The 25,651-nt window shown below is 60.2% G+C and carries 27 protein-coding genes; 20 read left to right on the top strand and 7 right to left on the bottom strand.

Annotation, left to right across the window (positions count from 1 at the left end; genetic code table 11):
- The first annotated feature begins 217 nt into the window (after positions 1-217).
- From fliF to G9X67_RS22065, 3 genes are all read left to right on the top strand, one after another.
- Positions 218-1,909 (top strand): flagellar basal-body MS-ring/collar protein FliF, encoded by a 1,692-nt coding sequence (gene fliF / locus G9X67_RS22075; protein WP_171599676.1) that lies wholly within the window; start codon positions 218-220, stop codon positions 1,907-1,909.
- A gap of 402 nt (positions 1,910-2,311) precedes the next feature.
- Entirely contained in the window at positions 2,312-3,058 is a 747-nt protein-coding gene (locus G9X67_RS22070) for a helix-turn-helix transcriptional regulator (protein ID WP_025393145.1), read from the top strand.
- 8 nt (positions 3,059-3,066) lie between these two features.
- On the top strand, positions 3,067-3,813 hold the full coding sequence (locus G9X67_RS22065; RefSeq protein ID WP_171599675.1) for a helix-turn-helix transcriptional regulator: 747 nt from the start codon (positions 3,067-3,069) through the stop codon (positions 3,811-3,813).
- 82 nt (positions 3,814-3,895) lie between these two features.
- On the opposite strand, the gene G9X67_RS22060 is transcribed toward G9X67_RS22065, so the two are convergent.
- From G9X67_RS22060 to motA, 6 genes are all read right to left on the bottom strand, one after another.
- Positions 3,896-4,339 carry a hypothetical protein gene (locus G9X67_RS22060; protein WP_064652618.1) on the bottom strand — a complete coding sequence of 148 codons (444 nt, stop codon included), beginning with the start codon at positions 4,337-4,339 and terminating at the stop codon, positions 3,896-3,898.
- 5 nt (positions 4,340-4,344) lie between these two features.
- Complete coding sequence (gene flhB / locus G9X67_RS22055) at positions 4,345-5,424, bottom strand: flagellar biosynthesis protein FlhB (RefSeq protein ID WP_138334380.1); 1,080 nt, start codon at positions 5,422-5,424, stop codon at positions 4,345-4,347.
- A 232-nt stretch (positions 5,425-5,656) separates the two neighbouring features.
- Positions 5,657-6,697, bottom strand: coding sequence for a flagellar motor switch protein FliG (gene fliG, locus G9X67_RS22050; RefSeq protein ID WP_138334378.1), 1,041 nt, complete (start codon positions 6,695-6,697; stop codon positions 5,657-5,659).
- 28 nt (positions 6,698-6,725) lie between these two features.
- On the bottom strand, positions 6,726-7,313 hold the full coding sequence (gene fliN / locus G9X67_RS22045) for a flagellar motor switch protein FliN (RefSeq protein WP_027666382.1): 588 nt from the start codon (positions 7,311-7,313) through the stop codon (positions 6,726-6,728).
- 65 nt (positions 7,314-7,378) lie between these two features.
- A complete protein-coding gene (locus tag G9X67_RS22040) occupies positions 7,379-8,329 on the bottom strand; it encodes a FliM/FliN family flagellar motor switch protein (RefSeq protein ID WP_003545522.1) in 951 nt (316 codons plus the stop codon).
- Positions 8,330-9,202 (bottom strand): flagellar motor stator protein MotA, encoded by an 873-nt coding sequence (motA, locus tag G9X67_RS22035; protein WP_011650470.1) that lies wholly within the window; start codon positions 9,200-9,202, stop codon positions 8,330-8,332. It lies immediately after the preceding gene.
- A gap of 254 nt (positions 9,203-9,456) precedes the next feature.
- On the opposite strand from motA, the gene flgF reads away from it, so the two are divergent.
- From flgF to fliP, 13 genes are all read left to right on the top strand, one after another.
- Positions 9,457-10,191, top strand: coding sequence for a flagellar basal-body rod protein FlgF (gene flgF, locus G9X67_RS22030; protein ID WP_138334377.1), 735 nt, complete (start codon positions 9,457-9,459; stop codon positions 10,189-10,191).
- A 119-nt stretch (positions 10,192-10,310) separates the two neighbouring features.
- On the top strand, positions 10,311-11,711 hold the full coding sequence (gene fliI, locus G9X67_RS22025) for a flagellar protein export ATPase FliI (protein ID WP_171599674.1): 1,401 nt from the start codon (positions 10,311-10,313) through the stop codon (positions 11,709-11,711).
- Between the two features lie 2 nt (positions 11,712-11,713).
- The gene (locus G9X67_RS22020; RefSeq protein WP_138388096.1) at positions 11,714-12,256 is read left to right on the top strand and encodes a flagellar protein; all 543 of its coding nucleotides are present in this window, start codon (positions 11,714-11,716) and stop codon (positions 12,254-12,256) included.
- A gap of 243 nt (positions 12,257-12,499) precedes the next feature.
- Complete coding sequence (gene flgB / locus G9X67_RS22015; protein WP_138388095.1) at positions 12,500-12,892, top strand: flagellar basal body rod protein FlgB; 393 nt, start codon at positions 12,500-12,502, stop codon at positions 12,890-12,892.
- Positions 12,893-12,896: 4 nt separating this feature from the next.
- Positions 12,897-13,313: a flagellar basal body rod protein FlgC gene (flgC, locus tag G9X67_RS22010; protein ID WP_003545531.1), complete on the top strand. Its 417-nt coding sequence runs from the start codon at positions 12,897-12,899 to the stop codon at positions 13,311-13,313.
- Positions 13,314-13,315: 2 nt separating this feature from the next.
- Entirely contained in the window at positions 13,316-13,657 is a 342-nt protein-coding gene (locus tag G9X67_RS22005) for a flagellar hook-basal body complex protein FliE (protein ID WP_138334374.1), read from the top strand.
- A 19-nt stretch (positions 13,658-13,676) separates the two neighbouring features.
- Positions 13,677-14,465 (top strand): flagellar basal-body rod protein FlgG, encoded by a 789-nt coding sequence (gene flgG / locus G9X67_RS22000; RefSeq protein ID WP_003545534.1) that lies wholly within the window; start codon positions 13,677-13,679, stop codon positions 14,463-14,465.
- A gap of 16 nt (positions 14,466-14,481) precedes the next feature.
- Complete coding sequence (gene flgA, locus G9X67_RS21995) at positions 14,482-14,964, top strand: flagellar basal body P-ring formation chaperone FlgA (protein ID WP_003545535.1); 483 nt, start codon at positions 14,482-14,484, stop codon at positions 14,962-14,964.
- The gene (locus G9X67_RS21990) at positions 14,961-16,082 is read left to right on the top strand and encodes a flagellar basal body P-ring protein FlgI (RefSeq protein ID WP_003545536.1); all 1,122 of its coding nucleotides are present in this window, start codon (positions 14,961-14,963) and stop codon (positions 16,080-16,082) included. Before flgA ends, G9X67_RS21990 begins: the two co-directional genes overlap by 4 nt.
- A complete protein-coding gene (locus G9X67_RS21985; RefSeq protein ID WP_138334373.1) occupies positions 16,079-16,621 on the top strand; it encodes a MotE family protein in 543 nt (180 codons plus the stop codon). The genes G9X67_RS21990 and G9X67_RS21985 overlap by 4 nt, the downstream gene beginning before the upstream one ends.
- Complete coding sequence (gene flgH, locus G9X67_RS21980) at positions 16,618-17,334, top strand: flagellar basal body L-ring protein FlgH (RefSeq protein ID WP_011650477.1); 717 nt, start codon at positions 16,618-16,620, stop codon at positions 17,332-17,334. Before G9X67_RS21985 ends, flgH begins: the two co-directional genes overlap by 4 nt.
- Positions 17,335-17,346: 12 nt before the next feature.
- Positions 17,347-17,853, top strand: coding sequence for a flagellar basal body-associated FliL family protein (locus G9X67_RS21975; RefSeq protein ID WP_171599673.1), 507 nt, complete (start codon positions 17,347-17,349; stop codon positions 17,851-17,853).
- On the top strand, positions 17,850-18,587 hold the full coding sequence (gene fliP, locus G9X67_RS21970; RefSeq protein ID WP_138334371.1) for a flagellar type III secretion system pore protein FliP: 738 nt from the start codon (positions 17,850-17,852) through the stop codon (positions 18,585-18,587). Before G9X67_RS21975 ends, fliP begins: the two co-directional genes overlap by 4 nt.
- 140 nt (positions 18,588-18,727) lie before the next feature.
- Here fliP and G9X67_RS21965 read toward each other — a convergent pair whose 3' ends face one another.
- A complete protein-coding gene (locus tag G9X67_RS21965) occupies positions 18,728-20,701 on the bottom strand; it encodes a glycosyl transferase (protein WP_171599672.1) in 1,974 nt (657 codons plus the stop codon).
- A gap of 430 nt (positions 20,702-21,131) precedes the next feature.
- Here G9X67_RS21965 and G9X67_RS21960 point away from each other — a divergent pair, with 430 nt between their 5' ends.
- The 4 genes from G9X67_RS21960 to G9X67_RS21945 all read left to right on the top strand — a co-directional run bounded on the left by G9X67_RS21960 (position 21,132) and on the right by G9X67_RS21945 (position 25,649).
- The gene (locus tag G9X67_RS21960; protein ID WP_138334369.1) at positions 21,132-22,037 is read left to right on the top strand and encodes a flagellin; all 906 of its coding nucleotides are present in this window, start codon (positions 21,132-21,134) and stop codon (positions 22,035-22,037) included.
- 282 nt (positions 22,038-22,319) lie between these two features.
- Positions 22,320-23,228 (top strand): flagellin, encoded by a 909-nt coding sequence (locus tag G9X67_RS21955; RefSeq protein WP_062942473.1) that lies wholly within the window; start codon positions 22,320-22,322, stop codon positions 23,226-23,228.
- A 246-nt stretch (positions 23,229-23,474) separates the two neighbouring features.
- The gene (locus G9X67_RS21950; protein WP_129417936.1) at positions 23,475-24,386 is read left to right on the top strand and encodes a flagellin; all 912 of its coding nucleotides are present in this window, start codon (positions 23,475-23,477) and stop codon (positions 24,384-24,386) included.
- A 300-nt stretch (positions 24,387-24,686) separates the two neighbouring features.
- A complete protein-coding gene (locus tag G9X67_RS21945) occupies positions 24,687-25,649 on the top strand; it encodes a flagellin (RefSeq protein ID WP_138334368.1) in 963 nt (320 codons plus the stop codon).
- The last annotated feature ends 2 nt before the right edge of the window (positions 25,650-25,651 follow it).

The raw sequence follows: 25,651 nt of genomic DNA, 5'->3' as shown, positions 1-25,651 counted from the left end.
GCTTTAGAACGCCCCCGTTTTTCTCCGAGTCACGGAAACGCTCTCTCCTTGTTCTTGCGCAATTCCGGACGCAAAACCGCTGCGCAGTTTGGCTGGAATTACTTTAGGCCTTTTCACTCCCGCACGCTCTCACGAAACGCTCGCACAAGTTTCGCCGACTATTCGTCTGATGAGGCAATAAGCCTGCTTTGTCTTTGACGGATCGTGCGAGAACAGAATGAATCTGTTAAATCAATTAGTTCAGATCTTTAAGAACTTCGGTTCCCTGGGCCGAACACGCCTGATGATTCTTGGAGGCGTCGGTGCCGTTTCCATTGCAATCATCCTTGCGGCCGCCCTTTTCGTCAACAAGCCGGCACAGGAAACGCTCTATGTCGGGCTGGACTCACCGGATCTCAACCAGATCAGCATGGCGCTTGCCGAAGCCAACATCAATTTCCAGGTCGGCACGGATGGCTCCAGCATCAGCGTTCCCGCGGGGATGACGGGCAAGGCCCGCCTGATGCTTGCCGAGCGTGGCCTGCCGAACAGCGCCAATGCCGGTTATGAACTCTTCGACAATGTCGGCTCCCTCGGCCTGACCTCCTTCATGCAGGAGGTAACGCGGGTTCGAGCGCTGGAAGGCGAAATCGCCCGCACCATCCAGTCGATCTCGGGTATAACAGCCGCGCGCGTCCATATCGTCATGCCGGAGGTTGGAAACTTCCGGAAGGCGGAGCAGAAACCGACCGCATCCGTCATGATTCGCGCAAGCGCCACCACGGGGCGCAGCGCGGCGACCTCGATCCGCCATCTCGTCGCCTCGGCCGTGCCGGGGCTCGACGTCGATGACGTGACCATCCTCGATTCCGCCGGCCAGCTGCTCGCTTCCGGCGACGAGGCGAGCAACAGTTCGCTGAACCGCTCGCTCAATATCGTCCAGAACGTTCAGCAGGAAGTCGAATCCAACATCGACAAGGCGCTGGCGCCCTTCCTCGGCATGGACAACTTCCGCTCCAGCGTCACCGCCGATCTCAACACCGACGCCCAGCAAATCCAGGAAACGACCTACGATCCCGAATCCAAGGTCGAACGCTCGGTCCGCTCGACGAAGGAAGCTCAGCAGTCGCAGCAGAAGCAGTCCGATAGCGCGACGACGGTCGAGCAGAACATTCCGCAGGCGGCGCCCGAGGCCGGCGGTTCCGCCGGGCCTGAATCGCAAGACAAGTCCGACAAGCGCGAAGAGCAGACCAACTACGAAATCAACAGCAAGACGACGGCGACGACCCGCAGCAGCTATAAGGTCGAAAAGCTTTCGATCGCCGTGGTGGTCAATAAGGGCCGCATCGCCAAGATGGTCGGTGAGCCCGCCGATCAGACCAAGGTCGATGCCTATCTTGCCGAAATGCAGAAGATCGTCGCTTCGGCGGCCGGCATCGACGCCAAGCGCGGCGACGTCGTCACCGTGACGGCCATGGACTTCCTCGAGAACCAGTTGCTCGAAGACGCCACCGGTGGCGTCCGCGTCATGGACATGCTGAGCCGCAACCTTGCCGGCATCATCAACTCGCTCGCCTTTGTCGCGGTCGCCTTCGTGGTGGTCTGGATGGGCCTGCGGCCCCTGGTGCGCAGCATCAACGGCAACGGCAGCTCCGCGGCTTTCGGCGACGCGACGCCGGAAGCGGCAGGCCTCGAGCTTCCGGACTTTGCGCCTGCATCGGGAGCACCCGGCGGCGCTCTCATGGACGGCTTCGGGTCCGACTTCGGCTTCGACAGTACCGAGGACCTGCTCAGCCTCGGCGACGACGATGGAAACTTCAATCGCCGCGTCAAGGAAGGCCCGGAACGCAAGCTTTCCCGTATGGTCGAGATCAACGAGGAACGCGCCGCGAAAATCCTCAGGAAATGGGCGATCGACGAAGCAGCGTAAAGGAAAGGCCGGGCAACCGGCCTTTTTTCATGTCGGTACCGAAGCTGGATCCCTAACCGCTGTTTGCTGAAAAGCCGTGACTGGAAATGCGAAAGACCCGACCACTGAAATGCGGCTGTAGGGCGATATGATGAGATGGACTCGCGTAAAACGCGAAGCAAGTTGCGATACCGCCAGAATCACCTTAGCCTCCCTATATCTTGAAGGCTGGAACGAGCGGTCGAATCAGTGCATTGGCGACAGAGAAAGTAAATCCCTAGAAGTCGGAGATGGTGATTTGCATCGACTGGCTTACCCTTGGGTGATTCGAAATGGGATTCGAGCGGGACTTGAATTGAATCCCTTGCAGAAAAATTGCTGTTGCACCGAGTTCGATCGTTTCTCAGCCGCAGGACATTGCCAATGGATATGAATGTAATTCAGGCGAGCAAAGGCGAGAGGCATATGGCGAATTTCGCGAATGCAGTGGTGCCGGATCTGTTGCCGCGCGATGAGCTGCTCCAGCGCCTCCACGGTGTCGCCAGCACCGGCAGGTTGCAGTCTGGTTTGCGCGCATTGACGGACTACGTGGGTGCGTCGCACTACCTTCTGGCGCGCTGCGATCTTCTTCAGGAAAGTGGCCTCGATTTCATCGTTTCGTCTGACTGGCCTTTCGATCTGGTCAGGGACATCGCCAATGATCTGGTTCGCGGCTATGCTCGGTCGACGGAGCTGGAAAAATGCATGCAGGTATTCCAGCCGAATTTTGCTCTTCTGCCTGACAGTGCCGAGGTTCCGGATGGCGCCAGCCGTCAATATTGTTCGGTGACCTTCAATGTCGGCCGGTCGCGGCTGGCCTTGATGTTCCTGTTCGGCGAGGGGTTCATCCTTTCGCCGGAGCGCCTGCGGGACGTAGGCCTGCTTGCAGGTTATGTCGCGAGCTTCCTGCGCTGCGGTGGGACGAAGGTCGATCGCGATTTCGAATTGACCGACCGCGAGCTGGAATGCCTGTTCTGGATCGCCGAGGGCAAGACCAGCGACGAGATCGCGATGATCCTCGGAATCTCTCGCAATACCATCAACAACTACATCACCAGCGTGATGCGCAAGACGGCGACCAAGACCCGGTCCGAGGCCATAGCCTTCGCCGTCCGCAATAATCTCGTATAGGGGGATCCATGGGCTATCCAGCAGGCAGGACGATGAGCAGCGCCGAGCAGCTGCGCACGGTGCGTGTGAACAGGATTTCCAGCCGGTCCGATCTTTTTCCGCGGCTGATCGCGATGCAGAAGCTCGCCGATGCGCAAGGCTTCGCGATCTTCCGCGTCAGCGGCTCTGGCCTTCCGGCAAAGCAGCGGCTTGTCTGCGAGCTTGAGAACTGGGGTTCTTCCAATGCCGGTTTCGGCAAGGCCTTCACGGATGCCTACGGCGATATTCTTCTCGATCATATCGACAAGTCGCTGCTGCCGCTCTCATGGGCCGGCGGTTACGACCGCGCGGCACCCGGTCCGGCAGACTTCTCGCCGTTCATGACCCGGCTGCAGGACGGTATCCTGTCTTTCTCCGGCCTTGCCTTTCCGGTGCGGCTCGGCGCCGTCGGCAATGGTTTCATCCTTTTCACCGGCGATGAGCTCGATCCTTCGAGCGATACCATCGTCGAGCTGCACGGTCGCTGCTGCCATATCATGATGGATCTGCTCTCGCTCGACGAACGCCGCACGGCTGCCGCCGAGGCGCTCAGCGAACGCGAGATCGCCTGTCTGCAGCTTGCCGGCGACGGCCGCATCAGCGAAGAGATTGCCGACAAGCTCGGCCTGTCCGTGCACACGGTGAACGCCTATCTCGGCTCGGCGACCATCAAGCTCGATTCCGTCAACCGCATCCAGGCGATCGCCAAGGCGATCCGGCTCGGTTATATCAGCTGAACCCACGCGTTGTGCCTTTCAGCGCCGCGCGTCTTTTGAGACGCGCGAGAGCATGTCGCGCAAAAGTGTGCATGGAAGAAAGTCAGCCGGTCAGCGCCTGCGGCGGCTGGTTGACGCTGTAACGCGCTTCCCGAAGGCTCTTTTTGAGGAAGATGGTGTTTTCGTCCGGATCGGCCGAGGGCTCCTGGAAAGCGATATGGCTGATCTCGATGCCGGCGTGATCTTCGGCAAGAGTGAGCTGTGCGTAGACGGTGACGCCGCGCGGCTTGATTTCCAGATCGAGAACGACTTCGGGCTTGCCGCCCCACTCCAGAGTATAATTGCCGCCCAGGCCGAAATTCACCGTGCCCGGATGAAAGAAAAGCTCCGCCGCCGAAGCGACGAGATCGGAAAGATTGCCGTAATACTCGAAGCGCAGCAGTGAAATAAGGTCAGAAGCATCCAGAAGTCGCAGTTCGGTAGCGACCGGGCTGATCGCGTCTGCAAGGATCTTTTCACGCTGCGTAGAGTGGGGGCATTTTTTCATTCGGCTTATCTCACCCGTTTGTTCCTGGCGTCCGCAGCGTAGACCCGGTGGATGAGCTCCGCTACCGCCTTATAAAAGACTGACGGGATGACACTATCGATCGAGACTTGCGCAAACATGGAGCGCGCAAGTGGCGGATCTTCGAACACCGGTATGCCGTTCTTCTCGGCGATCTCCCTGATTTTGAGCGCAATCAGGTCCTGACCCTTGGCCAGCACCACCGGCGCATCGTTCTCTTCGCGCGCGTAACGCAGCGCCACCGCATAGTGCGTCGGGTTTGCAATCACCAGCGTCGCGCGGTCCACGTTGGCGATCATGCGCCGGCGCGCCCGGTCGCGCATCAGCGAGCGCTGCCGGCTCTTGACGAAGGGATCGCCCTGCGCCTGCTTGTTTTCTTCCTTCACCTCGTGCCGCGTCATTTTCAGCTCGGTAAACCAGTGATGGCGCGTCCAGAAAAGATCGGCGATCGCCACGATAGCCGTGGCGATCAGCATGACGATGATGATCTTGCGCATCGCCGCCATCATTCGCACCAGGATCGTCTGCGGATCGGAGAACATCGCGTCGATCGAGCCGAAATATTCGCTCCTGAGCACGAAGAACAGGATCACCCCGACGACGACCACCTTGAACAGCGACTTTCCGAATTCGACTAGGCCGGGCACGCTGAACAGCCGTGACCAGCCTTTGATCGGCGAGATCCGCGAGACCTGCGGGCGGATGCGTTCGAGCACCGGCGTCGGCAGATTCTGAAAGACGGAGGAGGCGACGCCGAACACCATGAACAGGATGAAGGCGGGCGCCACCAGCGCCGCACTTGCCCAGCCGATCCGGACGAACAGCGCCAGGACATCCGGTCCCGTCTCGATCTTCCACTGGTCGGGCTGCTCGAAGATGTCGCGCAGCATTTCAGTCATGCGCCCGACACTTTCTGGAAGGAAGAATACGAGGTAAATGAAGGTCGCGAGGATCGTCGCAAAGATCGAAAGTTCGCGCGAAGACGGCACGTTGCCCTTTTCCGCGGCATCGCTTTGCTTTTTCGCGGTTGGGGCTTCTGTTTTGCTGTCCTTGTCATCGTCTGCCAAGTCGCGGCCCTCTTCAAAGAAATAGGCCGCAGCTAATGCTTGTCGCCCAAAAACGTGCAGCGGTTTTGGGATAGTGACATGCATCAGAACAAGGACCTAAAGCGCGTCGCAGGAACCGAGTTCTATGCGACGCGCTTTAGAGCGCGGTCTGTTGCTGGAAGGGTAGTCGCCTGTGGCACGGCGATCAACAGCCGCCTTTCGGCATGCCGGATTTGTCAACAGTCTCGACGTGTTAGGCGGCCGCCGAAGCGTCGCCTTCCTTTTCCTTGAGCTCGATCTGGCCGGAATTGGCCAGGCGAATCGCTTCCTGCGCCACGGCGCGGCGGGCAATCGCGATCTCGCGCGGATTGACGCCACCCATGCCGCTCTGCAGATCCGATTCGATCATGCGGCGCTGGCGTGGGCTGATGGCGGAGAGAACCGATTCGCGGATCTCCGGGGGCGACCCGCGCAGCGCGACGGTGAGCACGTCCGTCGAGATGTCGTTGAGCAGCATGACGCGGCTGCGCTGCGGCATGTACATGAGGTCCTCGAACAGGAAGATCTTCGGGCGAACCTTGTTGACCGACTCGCGGCTGATCGATTCGAGCGAGCTGAGCAGCGTGTCGACCTGCGGCTTGTCGAGCTCGTTCATAAGATCGGCGACCTTCGTCGAGCCGGCTGCATTGCGCTCTGCCTCGACCTCGGCAAGCAGCGTCATGACCTGGTTTTCGATGATTTGCGCAGCCTTCGGGCTGACCGCCTTCATGTTGACCGTTCTGTTCATGATGTCGGCGCGGCGGTTGTCGGGAAGCTGCAGCAGCACCTTGGCGCCGAAGGAGGAGGGCATCATCGAAAGAATATAGGCGACGGTCTGCGGATGTTCGCGCAGCAGGAACTGTGCGATGAATGTCGGCTCCGCCTCGCTGAGGCGATCCCAGATCGAGGTTTCGTAGGCCTGGAATGCGGTGCGGCGGCCGAGCAGGCTGTCGACCTCGTCGGGCGTCAGGCCTTCTTCAAGAATGGCCTCGATCGCCTTGGCGTTGTCCATCAGTCCGGCGCCCTCGGTGAAGAGGTCTTCGAACTCGGAGACGAGCAACAGGAGCTCGTCCGGCGGAATAGCGCGCAGCGACTGGGCGGATGAGATAATGGTCTGCAGTTCGGCCTGGGTGAAATATTTCAACAGCCGGCCGGCGACGCCCTTTCCCATAGCGAGAAGAACAGCCGCCGCCTTTTCAGCCTGGGTCAACGGTTTCCCGGCTAGTGCGCCGCCGAAATCGTCAAAGTCCATCATGGTCTAACCTCTCCGTCCCACACAGGGATCAGGCTTTTTTCGTACTCAAAACTTCAATCAGTTTCACACCGAATCGCGTGTCGTCGTTATCAAGCACCGTAATTTCGCCGCGGGCAATCCTGCGGCCATTCACCATGATCTCGACCGGTTCACCGATCTTCTTGTCGAGGGCGATCGTCGCCCCTTCATTGAGGTTCATCAGACCGGAGACCTGCATGCGGCTGGTGCCGAGCATGATCTGGACGTCGATCGGGATGTCCATGATCAGGTCGAAGTTGGAATTCAAAGCGCTGCCGAGCGGGGCCGGCGACGCCTCGAAGGAGGGGCTGCTGCCGAAATCCATGCCGGCCGCCGGGCTGGCATCGCCGCCGCCGAAGTCGCCGCCGAAATCGTCGCTGCCAAACGGGGTTTCCGAAGTCTCGCCGCCAAAGGCCGCCAGGTCCGTTCCTGCTGCGAAGGGGTCGCTCTGCAGGTCGTCGCCAAACTGCGACAGGTCGCCATCGGCATCCTGCTTCAGCACGCCGCGCAGATCGTCGATCGCCTGGTCGAGATCGGCTTCGCTGCCCGGAAGATCCAGGGAGAGGTCGCTGTTCTGCTGTGTTTTCTTCGTAGCCATGAAATCACTATTCCAGTTGAAACTTGCCTCAAACTGCCTTTGCAGCCCAAAAGCCAGAGAACCGATTAATTCATTAAATGACGGATGAGTTCGTCATCCGAGTTCATCGTATCCTTGACGCGGACCATGTAGTTTTCGCCTGAACGCCCGAACTCGCACACATACAATTCCTTGCTGTTGGCGCTGACCTCGACACGCACGTCGCCGTGGTCGCGGAACGGAATGACGTCGCCGACCATCAGCTTCGATATCGTGCGCAGCGTCAGGTCCTGCAGCCTGATCTTGGCCTCGAGCGTGACATGTGAGCGGCGGACCTGGTCGCCAAGCTGTTCGGTCCATTCCGCTGAGTTGCTGCTGGCCTGGCGTTTCGGCTTCGGCGGCGTCACCTTGGTCTTGAGCAGTGCCGTCTGCGGAACGATCAACGAAAATTCCGAAACGATGCCGGCAAGCGTGATCGACATGTTGATGGCAGCGGCGAATTCATCCGGACGATCCTCCTGCGGCCGGGCGCGCATGTCATGGGCGTACGGGGCCGAAAGGCTCGGTTCGAAACCGCCCGGCGCGTTGACGGCCGAGCGCAGCACCTTGGCGATCTTGTCGAAGACCATGACCGCCAGATCGAGCTCGATGATCGACAGCAGCCGGTCGGCCGGTTCCTCGATCGTATCGGCTGTGGCGCCGAGCAGATGCTCCATCAGCGTGATGACGAAGCCGTTGCCGCAGGCAAGCGTAATGTTCTGCGACCAGTTGCGCAGCGTCGCGTCGACGAGTGTGACGTTCGCGCTCAGGTCTTCGATGAGGTGGTTCTTGTAGCCGATCTCGCAGCCGAGATAGTTGACCGTCACGTCGAGGCCGGTCTCGCTTTTGATGACGTCGGGAAAGAATTCGCTGTAGATTTCCCCGAAGGAGCTGCAGATCTTGGCGACCCTGCCTCTGTCGCCAAGCCCGCCTGTCAGCTTGGCGAGGAGGGCAGGATCCATTGCCGGTTTGTCGTGCGAAGCATTGCTCATAGTCATTTAAGCCGCCTTGTTTTCGCCACCTGGGTTCATCATTTCCTGCTCGACCGCATCGATGGACGGACGCTCGTAAGCCGAGATCGTCTTGCGACCGTATTCGAGAGCGACCTGCGGCACCGAGCCATTCATATAGGCAAGCAGCGTCTGCTTGACGATGACGTAGAGGCGGTGCTGCTTGTTGCGCACGACCTTGATCTGGGAGACCAGCGGCGAGCAGACGCAGTAGGACAAGAGAATGCCGAGGAAGGTGCCGACGAGCGCCGAGCCGATCAGGTGACCGAGCACTTCGGGCGAATCGTTGATGTGGGCCATCGCTTTGATGACGCCGAGAACGGCCGCGACAATACCGATCGCAGGGAAGGAATCGCCCATGATCTGGATCGCGTGGTAGGGCTTCATCTTGTCGTGCATGATGGTGTTGAGCTCTTCATCCATCAGCGCCTCGATCTCGTGGCTGCGGGCGTTGCCGATGATGATCAGGCGCACGTAGTCGCAGATGAACGCCGTCAGTTCCTTGTTCTTCAGAACGGTCGGAGCCGATTGAAAGATTGTCGATTCGGCCGGATTGTCGATATGGGCTTCGATTTCGTTTCGCGACTTGGTGCGCAGGTCGCGCATCAGCGAATAGAGCACGCCGAGCGTATCGAGATAGTTACGTTCCTTCGGCACGGCATGCTTGAAGGCTTCGCCGAGCGCCTTGCCGGAATCCTTCACCACCTTCATCGGGTTCGCCATGATGAAGCTGCCGAGACCGGCGCCACCGATGATGACGAATTCGAAGGGCTGGAACAGAGCGTTCACGTCGCCGCCCATCGCCATGAAGCTGCCGATGACACAGCCGCAAGTCACTATAAATCCGATAATGATGTTCATCGTCAGCCCAATCTGAACGTTGCTTTTCATTGAGACCGATAGGGTTTCTGCCTTGCGTGAGGCTGATGAAAGGCCCGCTCGCGAGGCATTTCCGCGTGCCAGCTTCGCGCAAGCATCTGCCGTCAGTCTAAAGGGGACGAATGGGTGCCCGCGCCCGTTTCTGAGATGCCGCCTCAGCGAAATCCCGGCCGAACCACATGAGACGACGCCCGGCTTTTCGTCCCGTTCATCGCCAATGCTTGGAGCTTACCGACATGCAATCCGGTCTTTATGTTTCTCTGTCGTCGCAGATGGCCCTCGAAAAGCGCCTGACCACCATCGCAGACAACATGGCGAACGTGAACACGACCGGTTTTCGCGCCACCGAGGTGAAGTTCGACGAGATGGTGGCAGCCACCAAGAACAAGCTGAACACCAAGGTCGCCTTCGTTTCCCAGGGCAACGACTACCTGAACGAGGGAAATGGCGAGTTGCAGCACACCGGCAACATGCTCGATTTCGCTATCAAGGGTGATGCCTGGTTTGCGCTCGACACGCCGGCCGGCCAGGTTCTGACGCGAGACGGCCGCTTTACGATCAAGGATACCGGCGAACTCGTCTCGATCCGCGGATACCCGGTTCTTGACGCCGGCGGCGCGCCGATCCAGCTCAACACGACAGGCGGCGAACCGGCCGTCGGCACCGACGGCATCATCTATCAGGGCGGACGCCAGATCGCCTCGCTCGGCCTGTTCGAGGCCGATGTCAGCAAGGGTTACCTGCGCTACGAAAACAGCGGTATCATGACCACCGACCAGCCGCGCGCCGTCGTCGACCGCTTCAATGTCGGTGTCGAGCAGGGTTATCTCGAAAACTCCAACGTCAACGCCATGCGCGAGATCACCCAGCTGATCGAAGTCAACCGCGCCTTCGAAAGTGTCTCGTCGCTGATGCGCGACAGCGAGGATTCCTTCAAGGAAGCCGTTCAGACGCTTGGGGGCAGCCGCTAATGCATGTCGCCCAAAAGTGTCTGGCGGTTTTGGGAGAACGACACGCACAAGAACAAAGATCCAAAATACGTCGCATGCAGCAAGCTGCACGCGACGTATTTTGGGGTGGGATTTGAAGCATGAGCACCACGCTACTATCAGTGGACGGTCTTTCTCCGAAGCTGGCGCATCTGGCGGACCTCGTCGAGCGATACGCATCGCCGGAGTTCGCGGTTGCCCATGGCGGCCGCGTGCAGACCATCGCTGCGGGCCACTACACGGTTCACGGTCTCTCCCGCCATGTTCGTCTCGGCGAGTTCGTGGCCCATAAATCGGCCACCGGCATCCATCTCGGCGAGGTCGTGCGCGTCGAGCCGGAACTGATCTATGTCTGCCCGATCGAACCCGGCGAACCGATCGGTATCCACGATACCGTCATCCGCAAGGGCGCCTTCCGCATTTCTCCGACGGACAGCTGGTGCGGGCGCACCGTCAACTCGCTCTGCGAGCCGATCGACGGGCTGGGCCCGATCACCGAGGGCCTCGATCGCCGCTCGATCTCCAATACCGCGCCGCCCTCGATGACCCGCAAGCGTGTCGAGACCGGCTTCAAGACCGGCGTGCGCGCGATCGACATCTTCTCGCCGCTCTGCCTCGGCCAGCGCCTCGGCATCTTCGCCGGTTCCGGCGTCGGCAAGTCGACGCTTCTGTCCATGCTCGCCCGCGCCGATGCCTTCGACAAGGTTGTCATTGCGCTCGTCGGCGAACGCGGCCGCGAGGTGCGCGAATTCATCGAGGATACGCTCGGCAGCAATATGAAGAAGGCGATCGCCGTCGTCGCCACCAGCGACGAGAGCCCGATGCTGCGCAAGATGGCGCCGCTGACGGCGGTCACCATCGCCGAGCATTTCCGCGACAAGGGCGAGAACGTCCTCTTCATCGTCGATAGCGTCACGCGTTTCGCCCATGCGATCCGCGAGGTGGCGACCGCCTCCGGCGAACCGCCGATCGCGCGCGGTTATCCCGCTTCCGTCTTCACCGAGCTGCCGCGCCTCCTGGAACGCGCCGGTCCCGGTCCCGAGGGCGCCGGCACCATCACGGCGATCATCTCGATCCTCGTCGACGGCGACAATCACAATGATCCGATCGCCGATTCGACCCGCGGCATCCTCGACGGTCATATCGTCCTGCAGCGCAGTCTGGCCGAAGAAGGGCGGTATCCGCCGATCGATCCGCTCGCCTCGATCTCGCGTCTCGCCCGCAAGGCCTGGACGCCGGATCAGGAAAAGCTGGTATCGCGGCTGAAGGTGCTGATCCATCGTTTCGAAGAGACGCGCGACCTGCGCATGATCGGCGGTTACCGCCAGGGTGCTGATCCCGATCTCGACATGGCGATCAAGCAGGTGCCGATTATTTACGACGTTCTGAAGCAGTCTCCGGGCGATCGCGACTCGCTCGACGCTTTCGCCGATCTCGCCGGCGCGCTCAAGGCTGCAGCCGGCATGGGCAATCAGGGCGCCCCTATTCAGAGGAGAGGCTAGACGTGGCTGATTTCGACGACGAACGTATCGCTTCCCTGAAGCAGCGCAGGAAAGCCGCCATCCTGGATCGGTTTCTGACCTTCTCCGGCCTGGCGCTTGCCGGCGCCTCCGCCTTCTTTCCCTGGTATGTCTTCTTCAATGCGGACAAATTCGGCATCAATGTCGCCGCCAGCGAGAATTCGCGTGAACTACCGGATTGGCCGGCCCGCAACGTCTTCAGCGTCTCGCCGCTTGCCATGGTCAACAAGAACGAGGCGGACAAGAAGGCCCCGCCGATCGATCCGCTGACGACGGCGACGGTCTCCGATCTCGGCAAGGAGCGCGCTGGCCGCGCCATACAGGAAGATCAGCCTTTCCCCGGCAAGTCTTCCTTCCGCCTGCTGCATGTTTCCAACGGCCGGGCGCTGATCGAGGATCCCTCGGGCATGTATGTAGTGCGCATCGGCTCGATCCTGCCCGACGAAAGCCGCCTTGCGACACTCGAGCAGCGCGACGGCAAATGGGTGATCGTCACCTCCAAGGGCGAGATCTACCAGAACAATTGAACCTGTCCGCAAACGCCAAAGGCAACAGGGGCTCCGCCGCGAATCGGCCGGAGCCCCTGTTTTTTCCGTCATTTCTCAGATCGATTCCGATTTAGGGAATGACGCAGCCTTGCGCATCCGAAAGGCGCGCGGCGCTGTCAAAGCGGCGGCGTTCGCCGAAAACCGCCTCGAAGCCTGAATTCCCCGTAAGTCCCACGCAAGATTACCGCACTAGGTTCGGGACAGTAAAAACGGAGAGTTCTCATGCAACCGATCCAACTTTTCGACTTGGCTTCGCGGCAGGCGGAATGGCTGACGATCCGTCAGCAGGTTGTTGCCGGCAACATCGCCAATGCCAATACGCCGAAGTTCCATGCCAAGGACGTTACGCCCTTTGATGCGGTGCTCGACAATGCCAATATCAACATGGCGCGCACCAATCCGGCGCATCTCAGCGGCAACGATTTCAGCGACAGCGGCGATATCGACGTCAAGGACGCTGCGCTCGACCAGGAAATCGGTGTCCAGGAATCCGGCAACACGGTCGGTTTGGCCGAGGAGCTCTCCAAGTCGGGCGATATCAAGCGCCAGTACGATCTGAACACCTCGCTGGTCAGTTCCTTCAACCGCATGATGTTGATGACGGTCAGGAGGTAAAGTCATGGATCCGCTTTCAGCAGCAATGAAAATCGCCGGTTCCGGGCTCGAGGCGCAGTCGACGCGCCTGCGCATCGTTTCGGAAAACATCGCCAACGCCCGCTCGACCGGCGACACGCCCGGCGCCGACCCCTATCGCCGCAAGACGATTACCTTCGGCCAGCAGATGGATCGCAGCAACGGCGTCGAGACTGTCGGCGTCAAGAAGGTCGGCGTCGACGAAGGCGACTTCAGCACTGAATTCGACCCCAGCAATCCGGCTGCGGACCAGAAGGGCGTCGTCAAACTGCCCAACGTCAATATCCTGGTCGAGATGGCCGACATGCGCGAAGCCAACCGCTCGTATGACGCCAATCTGCAGACCATCAAACAGACCCGCGATCTCATCTCCTCCACGATCGACCTCCTGAAGAGCCAATAATAATGATCAGCAGCGTCCAGAATGTCAGCAACCTTTCGATGACCCGTGCGCTCGGCGCCGTCGACACCGAAAATTCCGCCTCCTCGTCTGCCGCCACCATGTCGGGCGCCGCAGGTGCGGCCAATGGCATGAGCTTCGCCTCTGTCATGGGCAACATGGCGAGCGACGCGGTCACCAGCCTGAAGGGTGCGGAAAGCATGTCCTTTGCCGGTATCAAGGGCACGGCGACGACGCGTGAAGTCGTCGATTCCATGCTCCAGGCCGAGCAGACGCTGCAGACCGCGATTGCCATCCGCGACAAGGTCGTCTCGGCCTTTCTCGAAGTCACCAAGATGCAGATGTAACTGATTTGAGGACGAACACATGAGAGCGCTCGCCATCGCAGCAACGGGCATGGATGCCCAGCAGACCAATCTGGAAGTCATCGCGAACAACATCGCGAACATCAATACGACCGGTTTCAAGCGCGCCCGCGCCGAATTCTCGGATCTTCTCTACCAGACCGAACGCGCCAAGGGTGTCGCCAACCGCGCCAACCAGGCCGTCGTTCCGGAAGGTGCCAATATCGGCCTCGGCGTCCAGACCTCGGCGGTCCGCAACCTGCATCTCCAGGGCGAACTGACCCAGACCGGCAACGATCTCGACGTGGCGCTGATCGGCAAGGGCTTCTTCCAGATCCAGTCGACCGACGGTACGACGCTTTACAGCCGCGCCGGCGCCTTCAACAAGAACGACCAGGGCCAGCTCGTCACCATCGACGGCTACGAGGTCCTTCCCGGCATCACCATTCCGACGGGCTCGACCGAACTGACGATCAGCCGCTCCGGCCAGGTCTCGGCCAAGCTGCCGGGAGCGACGGAGGCAACCGAGCTCGGCCAGTTGACCCTTGCCGACTTCGTCAACGAGGCGGGTCTCCAGCCGCTCGGCGACAATCTCTTCCAGGAAACGCCGGCCTCCGGCGAAGCCGTCATCGGCAATCCTGACGAGGAAGGTTTCGCCTACATGAAGCAGGGTTACCTGGAATCTTCGAACGTCGACCCGGTGAAGGAAATCACCGAGCTGATCTCGGCCCAGCGCGCTTACGAAATGAATTCCAAGGTGATCACCACCGCTGATGAAATGGCCTCCATCGTCAGCAAGAACCTGAAGTAAAGGGAAGGGCCGAAACATGATGTTTTGCCGGGCAGGACACATCTCAGGATGGGTGGCGGCAGCCACGATCGCAGTCGCGGGCATTTTCTTGCCCGCGGACGTGGACGCCGGCATGGGTTATGCCGTCGTCCCGACGACGATCATCTACCCCGGCGACACATTGTCGTCGAGCCAGCTTCAGGAGGTCGAGGTCACCAACCCCAACCTCGCCGGCGATTATGCCAAATCCATTTCCCAGGTCGAAGGCATGGTTTCCAAGCGCACGCTGTTGCCGGGCCGCACGATTTCGGTTTCGGGTCTGCGCGAGGCCTATACGGTGACGCGCGGCTCTTCGATCCGCCTGGTCTTATCGCTCGGCGCGATGACAATCTCCGCCGCCGGCACGCCGCTCGAAGACGGCACGATCGGGCAGGTCGTCCGCGCACGCAATATGGACTCCGGCGTCATCGTCAGCGGCACGGTGCTTGCGGACGGCACGGTCCATGTGAGGGCAAAATGAAATTGTTCTTCCGTTTCGTCACCCTTGTCGCGGTTCTCGCCATGAGTTTGGCTGATGTCGCGCCCGCCTGGGCGCTGACCTCCCGCATCAAGGACATCGCCTCCCTTCAGGCCGGTCGCGACAACCAGCTGATCGGATATGGTCTGATCGTCGGCCTGCAGGGAACCGGCGACGGCTTCCGTGCCTCGCCCTTCACCGAGCAGTCGATGCGGGCGATGCTGCAGAATCTCGGCATCTCGACGCAGGGCGGTCAGTCCAACGCCAAGAACACGGCGGCCGTGATGGTCACCGCCAACCTGCCGCCCTTCGCAAGTCCCGGCAGCCGTATCGACGTGACGGTGAGCTCGCTCGGCGACGCGACGTCGCTGCGCGGCGGCACGCTCGTCATGACCTCGCTTTCCGGCGCCGACGGCCAGATCTACGCCGTTGCGCAGGGCGCCGTCATCGTCTCCGGTTTCCAGGCACAGGGCCAGGCGGCGACCGTGACCGAAGGCGTCACCACCGCAGGCCGCGTGCCCGGCGGCGCGATCATCGAACGCGAACTGCCGTCCCGCTTCAAGGATTCGGTCAATCTCGTCCTGCAGCTGCGCAACCCAGACTTCTCGACGGCGATCCGTATCGCCGACATCGTCAACGGTTATGCCTCGGCGCGCTTCGGCGGCCCCGTCGCCGAAGCCAAGGATTCGCAGGAAGTCGTGATCCAGAAGCCGCGCGCGGCCGATCTCACCCGGCTGATGGCCGACGTCGAAAATCTCATCGTCGAAACCGACACGCCGGCCAAGGTGGTCATCAACGAGCGCACCGGAACGATCGTTATCGGCTCCGACGTCCGCGTCTCGCCGGTCGCCGTCAGCTACGGCACCCTGACTGTCCAGGTCACCGAGACGCCGCAGATCATCCAGCCCGAACCCTTCTCGCGCGGCCGGACCGCCGTCCAGCCGCAGACCGATATCGCGGCCGAGCAGACCGGCGGGCGCGTCGCCATCATCGATGGTCCAGATCTCAGGACCCTTGTCGCCGGCCTCAACAATATCGGTGTGAAACCGGATGGCATCATCGCCATTCTCCAGGGCATCAAGTCGGCAGGCGCCCTGCAGGCGGAGCTTGTGCTGCAATGATTGATATCATCAACCCCGACATGACGGTTCTGCAATTGCTGCGCCGGCTGGCGCTGCCGGCCGCAGGCCTCGTCCTTCTGTCGATCCCCAGCGCCTTCGCGCAGGAACATGCGCCGGCAGGCGACATCACCTCGCAGGATGAAATCAAGCAGTTCTGCACCAACATCGCCGAGCCCGCCCGCGACCAGCGTTACCTCCTGCAGAAGCAGGAACTGGAAAAGCTTCGCGCCGACATCGACGCCCGCATGGAAGAAATGGACAAGCGCAAGGCCGAATACCAGGACTGGCTGAAGCGGCGTGACGATTTCCTGAGGCAGGCGGAAGCCGGCCTCACCGAAATCTACAGGAAGATGAAGCCGGATGCGGCCGCACTTCAGTTGCAGGACATGAAGATCGAGGTGGCCTCCGCCGTGATCATGCGGCTCGGCCCGCGTCAGTCGAGCCTCATCCTCAACGAGATGGACCCTGAGAAGGCCGCGGTCATCGCCAGCGTCATCGCCAGTGCGTCCGATCCCAATACGTCGAAGGATCCTTCATGAATATGCGTTTCCCGGCCGCGATCGCCGCCCTCGCACTCCTTGCAGGTTGCCAGTCTCCGACTGCGGTCAGCGAGATCGGCCGTGCGCCTGCCATGAGCCCGATCGGCAGCGGCCTCGCTTACGGCCAGACGCCACAGATGGCGCTTTATCCGAAGCAGCCGCGCGCCGTGGCGCAGGGCTATTCGCTGTGGAGCGATTCGCAAGCTGCCCTCTTCAAGGACGCGCGCGCGCTCAACGTCGGCGACATCCTGACCGTCGACATCCAGATCAACGACAAGGCCTCCTTCGACAACGAGACCAACCGCAGCCGCACGAATTCGAGCGGCATGAACTGGGATGTCAACGCCCAGATCTTCGGCTGGACGCCCGAGTCGAAGACCGACCTGACTTACGGCTCCGACACCAGCACCGACGGCAAGGGCAAGATCGAGCGTACCGATAAGCTCACCCTTCTGGTCGCCGCCGTCGTCACCGGTATTCTCGAAAACGGCAACCTCGTCATATCGGGCTCGCAGGAAGTCCGCCTGAACCAGGAGCTGCGCATCCTGAATGTCGCCGGTATCGTTCGTCCGCAGGACGTCAATGCCGACAACCAGATCTCCTACGACAAGATTGCCGAAGCCCGTATCTCCTACGGCGGCCGCGGCCGTCTGATGGAAGTGCAGCAGCCTCCGCGCGGCCAGCAGGCCGTCGATCTTTTCTCGCCGCTTTGAGGCTGAACGACGATGGCAGAACCAGACGCAAGCGCAGGTCAATCGCAGAAGAAATCCGGCTCGCTGATGACGATCATCGGCATCGCCGTCCTGACCCTGCTCGGCGCCGGCGGCGGCTGGGCGGTCGGCACGATCGTGGCGCCCAACGTCAAGGGTGCCAAGGAGGTCGAGCAGGCCAAGCATGAGGAGGCGAAGAAGAAGGCCGAGGAAGGCCTGGCGCGCATCTCGACCGAGGCCAACAACGTCGTCCAGCTCGAGCCGATCACCTCGAACCTCGCCTACCCCTCAGAAAACTGGGTGCGACTCGAAGTCGCGCTGCTGTTCAACGGGCCGCCGGATGTCAAGGTTTCCGAGGATATTCACCAGGATATCCTCGCTTATATCAGGACCGTTTCCCTCCAGCAGATCGAGGGGCCGCGGGGCTTTCAATATCTCAAGGATGACATACAGGAACGTGTTGACCTTCGCTCGCAAGGGCGGGTATCGAAGGTCATGTTCAGGACATTTGTCATCGAATGATTCGTCTCATAGTTTTCCTTGCCGCCATGATGGCGGTACCGGAACTGGCGGTGGCACAGCAGCTGCCGACTGACTTGTTGAACGTGCCGGTCGATGGCTCCGTCGCCGCCTGGATCATCCGCACATTCGGCCTGCTGACCATTCTTTCGGTCGCGCCGGGCATCCTGATCATGGTGACGAGCTTTCCGCGCTTCATCATCGCCTTCTCGATCCTGCGCTCAGGGATGGGCCTCTCCTCGACGCCCTCCAACATGATCCTCCTGTCGCTGTCGCTGTTCATGACCTTCTACGTCATGTCGCCAACCTTCGATCAGGCCTGGCAGAACGGCGTGCAGCCGCTGCTTGCCAATCAGATCAACGAGACCGAGGCGGTCCAGCGTATCGCCGAACCCTTCCGCACCTTCATGGCGGCCAATACCCGCGACAAGGATCTGGCGCTCTTTGTCGATCTGGCGCGCGAACGCGGACAGAATATCCAGACGACCGATCCGATCGACTACCGCGTGCTGATCCCGGCCTTCATGATTTCCGAGATTCGCCGCGGCTTCGAGATCGGCTTCCTCATCGTGCTGCCGTTCCTCGTCATCGACCTCATCGTCGCGACCATCACCATGGCGATGGGCATGATGATGCTGCCGCCGACCTCGATCTCGCTGCCTTTCAAGATTCTCTTCTTCGTGCTGATCGACGGCTGGAACCTGCTCGTCGGCAGCCTGGTGCGCTCGTTCAGCTGACCGGCTACCGCTTGATATTCACCAATGAAAAACACCCGCTGGATCGCTCCAGCGGGTTCTTTCATTATGCAACAATTCAAAGTGCTACAGCGTCCTTTACCCATCTGAAAGACGCGCGACGCTGTAGCGGTCGAAAAGCCTCACTCCGCCGCGAACGGCGCCGTGCGCGGCGGCAGCGCCGGAATGTCCATGTGATCGGGTGCGAGACCCTGCTTGGCACGCTCGGCCATGACTTCATAGGCCTTCTCCAGATGGTCGCAGAACCGTTCGGCATCGAAGAGCGGCGCGATATAACGCTTCTCCTTGAGATGCGCCTTGTATTCGGCGATCCGCCCGGGATTCTCAGCCAGTTCGACGGCCATATCCTCATAGGCCTGCAGGTCGGGCGCGACGAGATCGGGCAGGTCGATGGCCCTGAGCAGGCTCTCGCTGACGCGTGAGGCGAAGTTCGTGCCTTTGACGGTCAGGACTGGCAGGCCGCCCCAGAGCTGCTCCGAGGTGGTCGTGTGGCCGTTGACGGGGAAGGTGTCGATGCCGAGGTCGGCTGCTTGCTGACGGTCGATATGTTCTTCATAGGGCGCGCGCGGGCAGAAGATGATCCGCTTGGGCGAAATGCCGGCCGTCTGGAATTGCTTCAAGAGGTTCGCCTGGTTGCGCGGCGTATTTGCCATCAGCCAGAGCACGCTGTTTGGCGCACGCTTGAGAATGCGGCACCAGCTGTCGATCGTCTCCGGCGTGATCTTGCGGTTGCCGTTGAAGGACGCGAAGATGAAGGCTTCATCAGGCAGGCCGAGCTTTTCGCGGGTGACGGGGCGGGGCTTCGGGCGATGCATCGGGTCGTTCGGCTGGTAGCTCTCCGGCAGCCGGCAGAACTTCTCATGATAGAAGGGCTTTGCCACGTCGGGCAATACCGAATGGTCGCCGATGACATAATCAAGGTCGATATTGACCGTGCTGCCGGGAAAACCGAGCCAGCCGACATGCACCGGTGCCAGCGGCAAGTTGAAGGCCGTGGCGCGGCTGCCTGATGTATGGCCCTTCAGGTCGACCATGATGTCGATATTATGCTCGCGCACCGCTTCCAGCATCGCCTGGTCGGAGAACCCGTGAATTGTGACGATCCTGCCCCAGCGGTTACGGTCGGTGTCGTTGTGCTTCAGGAACTCCGGGTCCGTATGGCAAAAGAGCGTCACATCGAACCGGTCCTTGTCGTGCAGTTCCAGGATACGCTGCAAGAGCTTCATCGTCGCGTGGCGATCCCAGAAGTCCGATGACATGTAGCCGATCCGGATCTTGTCTGACCAGCTGTGCGGCTGGCTGCGGCGGAAGGACACCCGTTCCGGGTTGAGGGGGGCGAAGCCGATCGTCGCATACCGGTTGAGGTCCTCGTTGCCGCACCAGTGCAGGTGATAGAACGGGTTATCCTTGCGCAGGATCTCGATATCGCCCTTTGCAAGTGCAGCGTCGATCACCGCCTGATGTTTGCCGGCCTCTTCGAACTCATTGAATTCGCGGGCGAAAACCAGATGCAGGAAGCGGAATGCGAGATTGCCGGGAAACCGCTTGAAAAGGTTGCGAGAGAGGCTCTGGTTGGTTGGGTCGTTCAGATCGTCGCTGAGAAGCAAGGCCGCCAGGCGCATATGATCGGGATTTTGGCTCTGCGACAGCACCGTTTTGAACGGGCGGATGATATCCCGCTGCTGGCGCTTCAGATAGATCGCGGTGATGATGAAGGCAAGCTCCGGGTCTTCCTGGGCCTTGGCGAGGTTTCGCATGGCGATCAGCAGAGCATCGTCCTCGCTGCCGGTCTCGTAATGCAGCTTGGCAGCCTGTTTCTGGTATTCGTAGGAATTCGGTCCTTCACAGTTGCCGGCCAGGCCATAGGCTTTCGCGGCATCGGCCTTGAAGCCGAGCTGCAGGAGGTTCTTGGCCAGCAGCGCATAGGTCTTGGCGTCCTGCTGGATATCCATCAGCTGATTGAGCGTCGCCAAGGACTGTGTGTAGCGGCCCATCTGGTAATCCTTGGATGCCGCAGAGAACGAAACTTTGCTGTTCAAAACCCAACTCCGTGAAGGAAATGTTCTGGCATGACTGTCGATCGCCGAAGCGCGCATGGACCGTCCTCCCCAAAACGGGGTCAGTCCGATGATGCTATCCCGGCATCTGCCATACTGGCATTCGAAGCTTGCTTGAAACCGGTGGCGCGATGAGCGCCTGCTTTGTCCGGAAAGCCTCGACTGCCCCAGGAAAGCGCCCCTTTCGCCGGTAAAGTTCGCTTTTGCCGCTCGAATTCGGATGCCAAATATTATCTTCAGCAGGCATTAACTAAGCCTTGTGAGAAGGCATTAACTATGCCCTGCAAGGAGCCGGCTCAGGGTCTGTCTTTTTAAGAAGTTGGCAAGCATTGGCTGCGAAATTGCCCTGGACATGACGGGTTTGGGCCAAACAAAAAGGCGCCGAGTAGCATGAAGCTGGTCCGTCATCGCCGGTACTATAGTCCGGTATGTCCTCCTTTTTGTATCTAGTTTTCCAGGGGACAGACTTATGACAAGCATTAACACCAATTCTTCCGCACAGGCCGCTCTCCAGACGCTGCGTAGCGTCAACCAGGGCCTCAACCAGACGCAGAACCACGTTTCGTCGGGCTATCGCGTCGAAAAGGCTTCCGACAACGCTGCTTACTGGTCGATCGCAACGACCATGCGTTCGGACAACAAGGCTCTCTCGGCTGTTTCCGATGCTCTCGGCGTAGGCGCCGCCAAGGTCGACACCGCTTACACCGCCATGGACAGCGCCATCGACGTCGTCACCGACATCAAGGCTAAGCTCGTTGCCGCAACCGAAAGCGGCGTCGACAAGGCCAAGGTCCAGGAAGAAATCGGTCAGCTGCAGCAGCAGCTCCTGAGCATCGCTCAGTCGGCTTCCTTCAACGGCGAAAACTGGGTTGCCGGCGCAAACGGCACCAAGAGCGTTGTTTCCTCCTTCGTCCGCGACGGTTCCAACGCCGTTTCGATCAAGACGACCGACTACGTTCTCTCGAACACCTCCACCGGCAACGTCCTGTTCGGCATCAGCGGCGGCTCGGTCGAAACCTCCACCGGTATCCTCGGCACCTCGTCGGGCGCAACTGGCTCGATCTACGCGATGAGCATCACCAACTTCACCGCCGGCCAGATCCAGTCTGCTCTGACCACCGTTGAAGCGGCTCTGAAGGCCATGACCAGCGCCGGCGCTGCTCTCGGCTCGCTCTCCAGCCGCATCGACAGCCAGGACGACTTCGTCAACGCGCTCAGCGACTCGATCGACTCCGGTGTCGGCCGCCTCGTCGACGCCAACATGGAAGAAGAATCTTCCAAGCTCAGCGCCCTGCAGACCCAGCAGCAGCTGGCGATCCAGTCGCTGTCGATCGCGAATTCCTCTTCGCAGAACATCCTGTCGCTCTTCCGCTAAGACCGGTCGGCACAAGGCTTTCAAGTTTCGCGGCCGGGTCATCCCCGGCCGCGAAATGTTTTAAGATAAGGTTAATGAAAACATTCCTAAGTATCAGATATTTTTACGCTATTTCCAATTTGAATTTAGCTTTCCTTAACCATCTTGCTGTTTTCTAGGCCCATCGAAACGGCGAGTTAACCTTAACAAGAGTGGTTAACAGGCATGATGCTGATCGCTGTGGGCCGGCCGAAAATCCGGAATGTCCCTTCTTAAAATCTGCCAACAAGGGGCAAGCAAACTATGACGAGCATCAACACCAACAACGCTGCAATGGCAGCCCTCCAGACTCTCCGTGGCATCAACCAGGGTCTCCAGGAAACCCAGGCCCACGTTTCGTCCGGCTATCGCGTCGGCAAGGCTTCCGACAACGCCGCTTACTGGTCGATCGCAACGACCATGCGTTCGGACAACAAGGCTCTCTCGGCTGTTTCCGACGCTCTCGGTCTCGGCGCCGCCAAGGTCGACACCGCTTACTCCGCTATGGACAGCGCCATCGACGTCGTCGGCGACATCAAGGCTAAGCTCGTTGCCGCCACTGAAAACGGCGTCGACAAGGCCAAGGTCCAGGAAGAAATCACCCAGCTGCAGGCACAGCTCCTGAGCATCGCTCAGTCGGCTTCCTTCTCGGGCGAAAACTGGGTTGCCGGCGCAAACGGCACCAAGAGCGTCGTTTCCACCTTCGTCCGCGACGCCTCCAACGCCGTTTCGGTCAAGACGACCGACTACGTTCTCTCGAACACCTCCACGGGCAACGTCCTGTTCGGCATGAGCGGCGGCTCGGTCGAAACCTCCACGGGTATCCTTGGCACCTCGTCGGGCGCTACCGGCTCGGTCTACTCGATGAGCATCACCAACTTCACGCTCGGCCAGATCCAGTCGGCTCTGACCAACGTTGAAGCGGCTCTGAAGGCCATGACCAGCGCCGGCGCTGCTCTCGGCTCGATCTCCACCCGCATCGGCCTGCAGGAAGACTTCGTCAACGCGCTCAGCGACTCGATCGACTCCGGTGTCGGCCGTCTCGTCGACGCCAACATGGAAGAAGAATCCTCCAAGCTCAGTGCCCTGCAGACTCAGCAGCAGCTGGCGATCCAGTCGCTGTCGATCGCGAATTCCTCTTCGCAGAACATCCTCACGCTGTTCCGCGGCTAATAACCCGCAGAAACATCGGCCCGTCGGTCTCCGGCGGGCATCTCGGAATAGAGCCGCGCTCCGATGGAGCGCGGCTTTTTAATTTTCGTTAACCAATGATTAACCATAATGCTGTCTTCTGCGGTCAACGAGACGGAGAGTTAACCAAATTTAAGAACCGGTTAACAGGCATGAGGCTGCTTCCCGTTCCCGGTACCTTTCCGGAATGTCCCTTTTTTCCACATGCCGACAAGGGGCAATCATTTCATGACCAGCATTTTGACGAACGTCGCGGCGATGGCCGCTCTTCAGACACTCCGCGGTATCAACGACAGCCTTGAGACCACGCAGAACCACGTATCGTCGGGTTACCGCGTCGAAAAGGCAGCCGATAACGCCGCCTATTGGTCGATCGCAACGACCATGCGTTCGGACAACAAGGCACTTTCCGCCGTTTCCGACGCTCTCGGCCTCGGCGCCGCCAAAGTCGACACCGCTTACTCTGCCATGGACAGCGCCATCGACATCATCAGCGAAATCAAGGCGAAGATCGTCGCCGCGACCGAAAAGGGCGTCGACAAGACCAAGATTCAGGAAGAAATCGGCCAGCTGCAGCAGCAGCTCCTGAGCATCGCGCAATCGGCTTCCTTCTCCGGTGAAAACTGGGTTGCCGGCGCCGACGGCACCAAGAGCGTCGTTTCCACCTTCGTGCGCGATGGCAACGGCAATGTCTCGGTCAAGACGACAGACTACATCCTGGACTCGAGCTCCACGGGCAACGTCCTCTTCGGCATGACCTCGACTGGCACGATTGAGACCAGCTCCGGCATTCTCGGCACATTAAGCGGCACGATCGGCTCGATCTACTCGATGGACATCAGCACTTTCGGCTCGGCTGAGATCTCCATGGCCCTGACGTCAATCGAGGCCGGCCTGGAGGCGATGACCAAGGCTGCATCGCAACTCGGCTCGATTTCCACTCGCATCGATCTGCAGGAAAACTTCGTCAGCGCGCTCAGCGACTCGATCGACTCGGGCGTCGGCCGCCTCGTCGATGCCGACATGGAAGAGGAATCGAGCAAGCTGACGGCGCTGCAAACGCAGCAGCAGCTGGCCATCCAGTCGCTGTCGATCGCCAACTCCAGCGCCCAGAACATCCTCACGCTGTTCCGCAGCTAAATCAGAGGCTGAAGCTGGACCCAATCTTGCGCCGTCATCTGGCAGCGAGCGTAAAGTCTCCCGGACCGCGCCCGAAATGGCGCGGTTCTTTCTTTTATATCAACGGCTTGATCGACATGGCGATCGGCGCGCCACGCTCAGTGCTGCGCTCTTGCCCAACAGGTTGATATCGAGTTACCTTCGCCTGGAATTGATTTGCTTTTGCGACACACCGGCGGAAACCCTGCCGGAGGCATGATGCCACCTCAGTCGCCGCCGGCAATCCGGCCTGCCTTTTCACCCCGATTCCGAGACCTGTCGATGACCGTTAAGATTACCAGCGCGGCCGCGGTGAATGCGCTTGCGGTGCTGCGCAGCATCAACAAAGAAGCCAGCCAGACCCAACAGCAAGTGTCCTCGGGGTATCGTATCGAGACGGCCGCCGACGACGCGTCCTATTGGTCGGTCGCGACCGTCATGCGCTCGGACAGCACCAATCTCGGAACGATCGGCGATGCGCTCGGTCTCGGCGCTGCCAAGGTGGATGCGACCTACACGGCGATGAACTCGGCGATTGATCTCATAGGCGATATTCGCGCCAAGCTGGTTTCGGCAAGAGAGCCCGGCGCCGACAAGAACAAGATCAACGCCGAGATCAGCGAATACAAAGAGCAGTTGCAGACGATCGTTGAATCGACGTCGTTTGCGGGTGAAAACTGGCTATTGAACGGCGATACCGCTGCGCCGCCGACATGGCAGGTCATCTCTGGTTTCGTACGCGCTCCGACCGGCGAATATCAGGCCCAGACCATCGATTTCCCATCGTCGCAGACCATTCTCATCGACAAGAACAATGCGAGTGGCGGCCTGTTGACCAAGTCGGTCGATGCCAATGCGATCAACAACAGTGGCGCGACGTCGCGCAACTACTACCTTTTGAACGCCAACTCGACCACGCCGGCGACGGGTACGGAAATTGCGATCGACAACAACACGACCGGTGAGCAACTCACCGACATGCTTGACGTCACCGACGCGCTTCTCTCCTCGCTGACGACGACGGCCGCGTCCATCGGCGTGATGAAGACGCGCATCGACGATCAGATCGACTATACCGCCGATCTGGCGGATTCGATCGACAAGAGCGTCGGCGCGCTCGTCGACACCGACATGGACGAGGCTTCGATCCGGCAGAAGGCGATCGAGACCCAGAAGCAGATGGCCGTCGAAGCGATCTCGATCCTCAACACGGCCGCAAGCAAGATCCTGATCCTGCTGGAATAGGC

It is taken from the genome of Rhizobium sp. WYCCWR 11152 (assembly GCF_013087615.1).
In the GTDB taxonomy this organism is placed as follows: Bacteria; Pseudomonadota; Alphaproteobacteria; order Rhizobiales; family Rhizobiaceae; genus Rhizobium; species Rhizobium indicum.
This window is presented reverse-complemented; position numbering and strand designations above follow the sequence as displayed.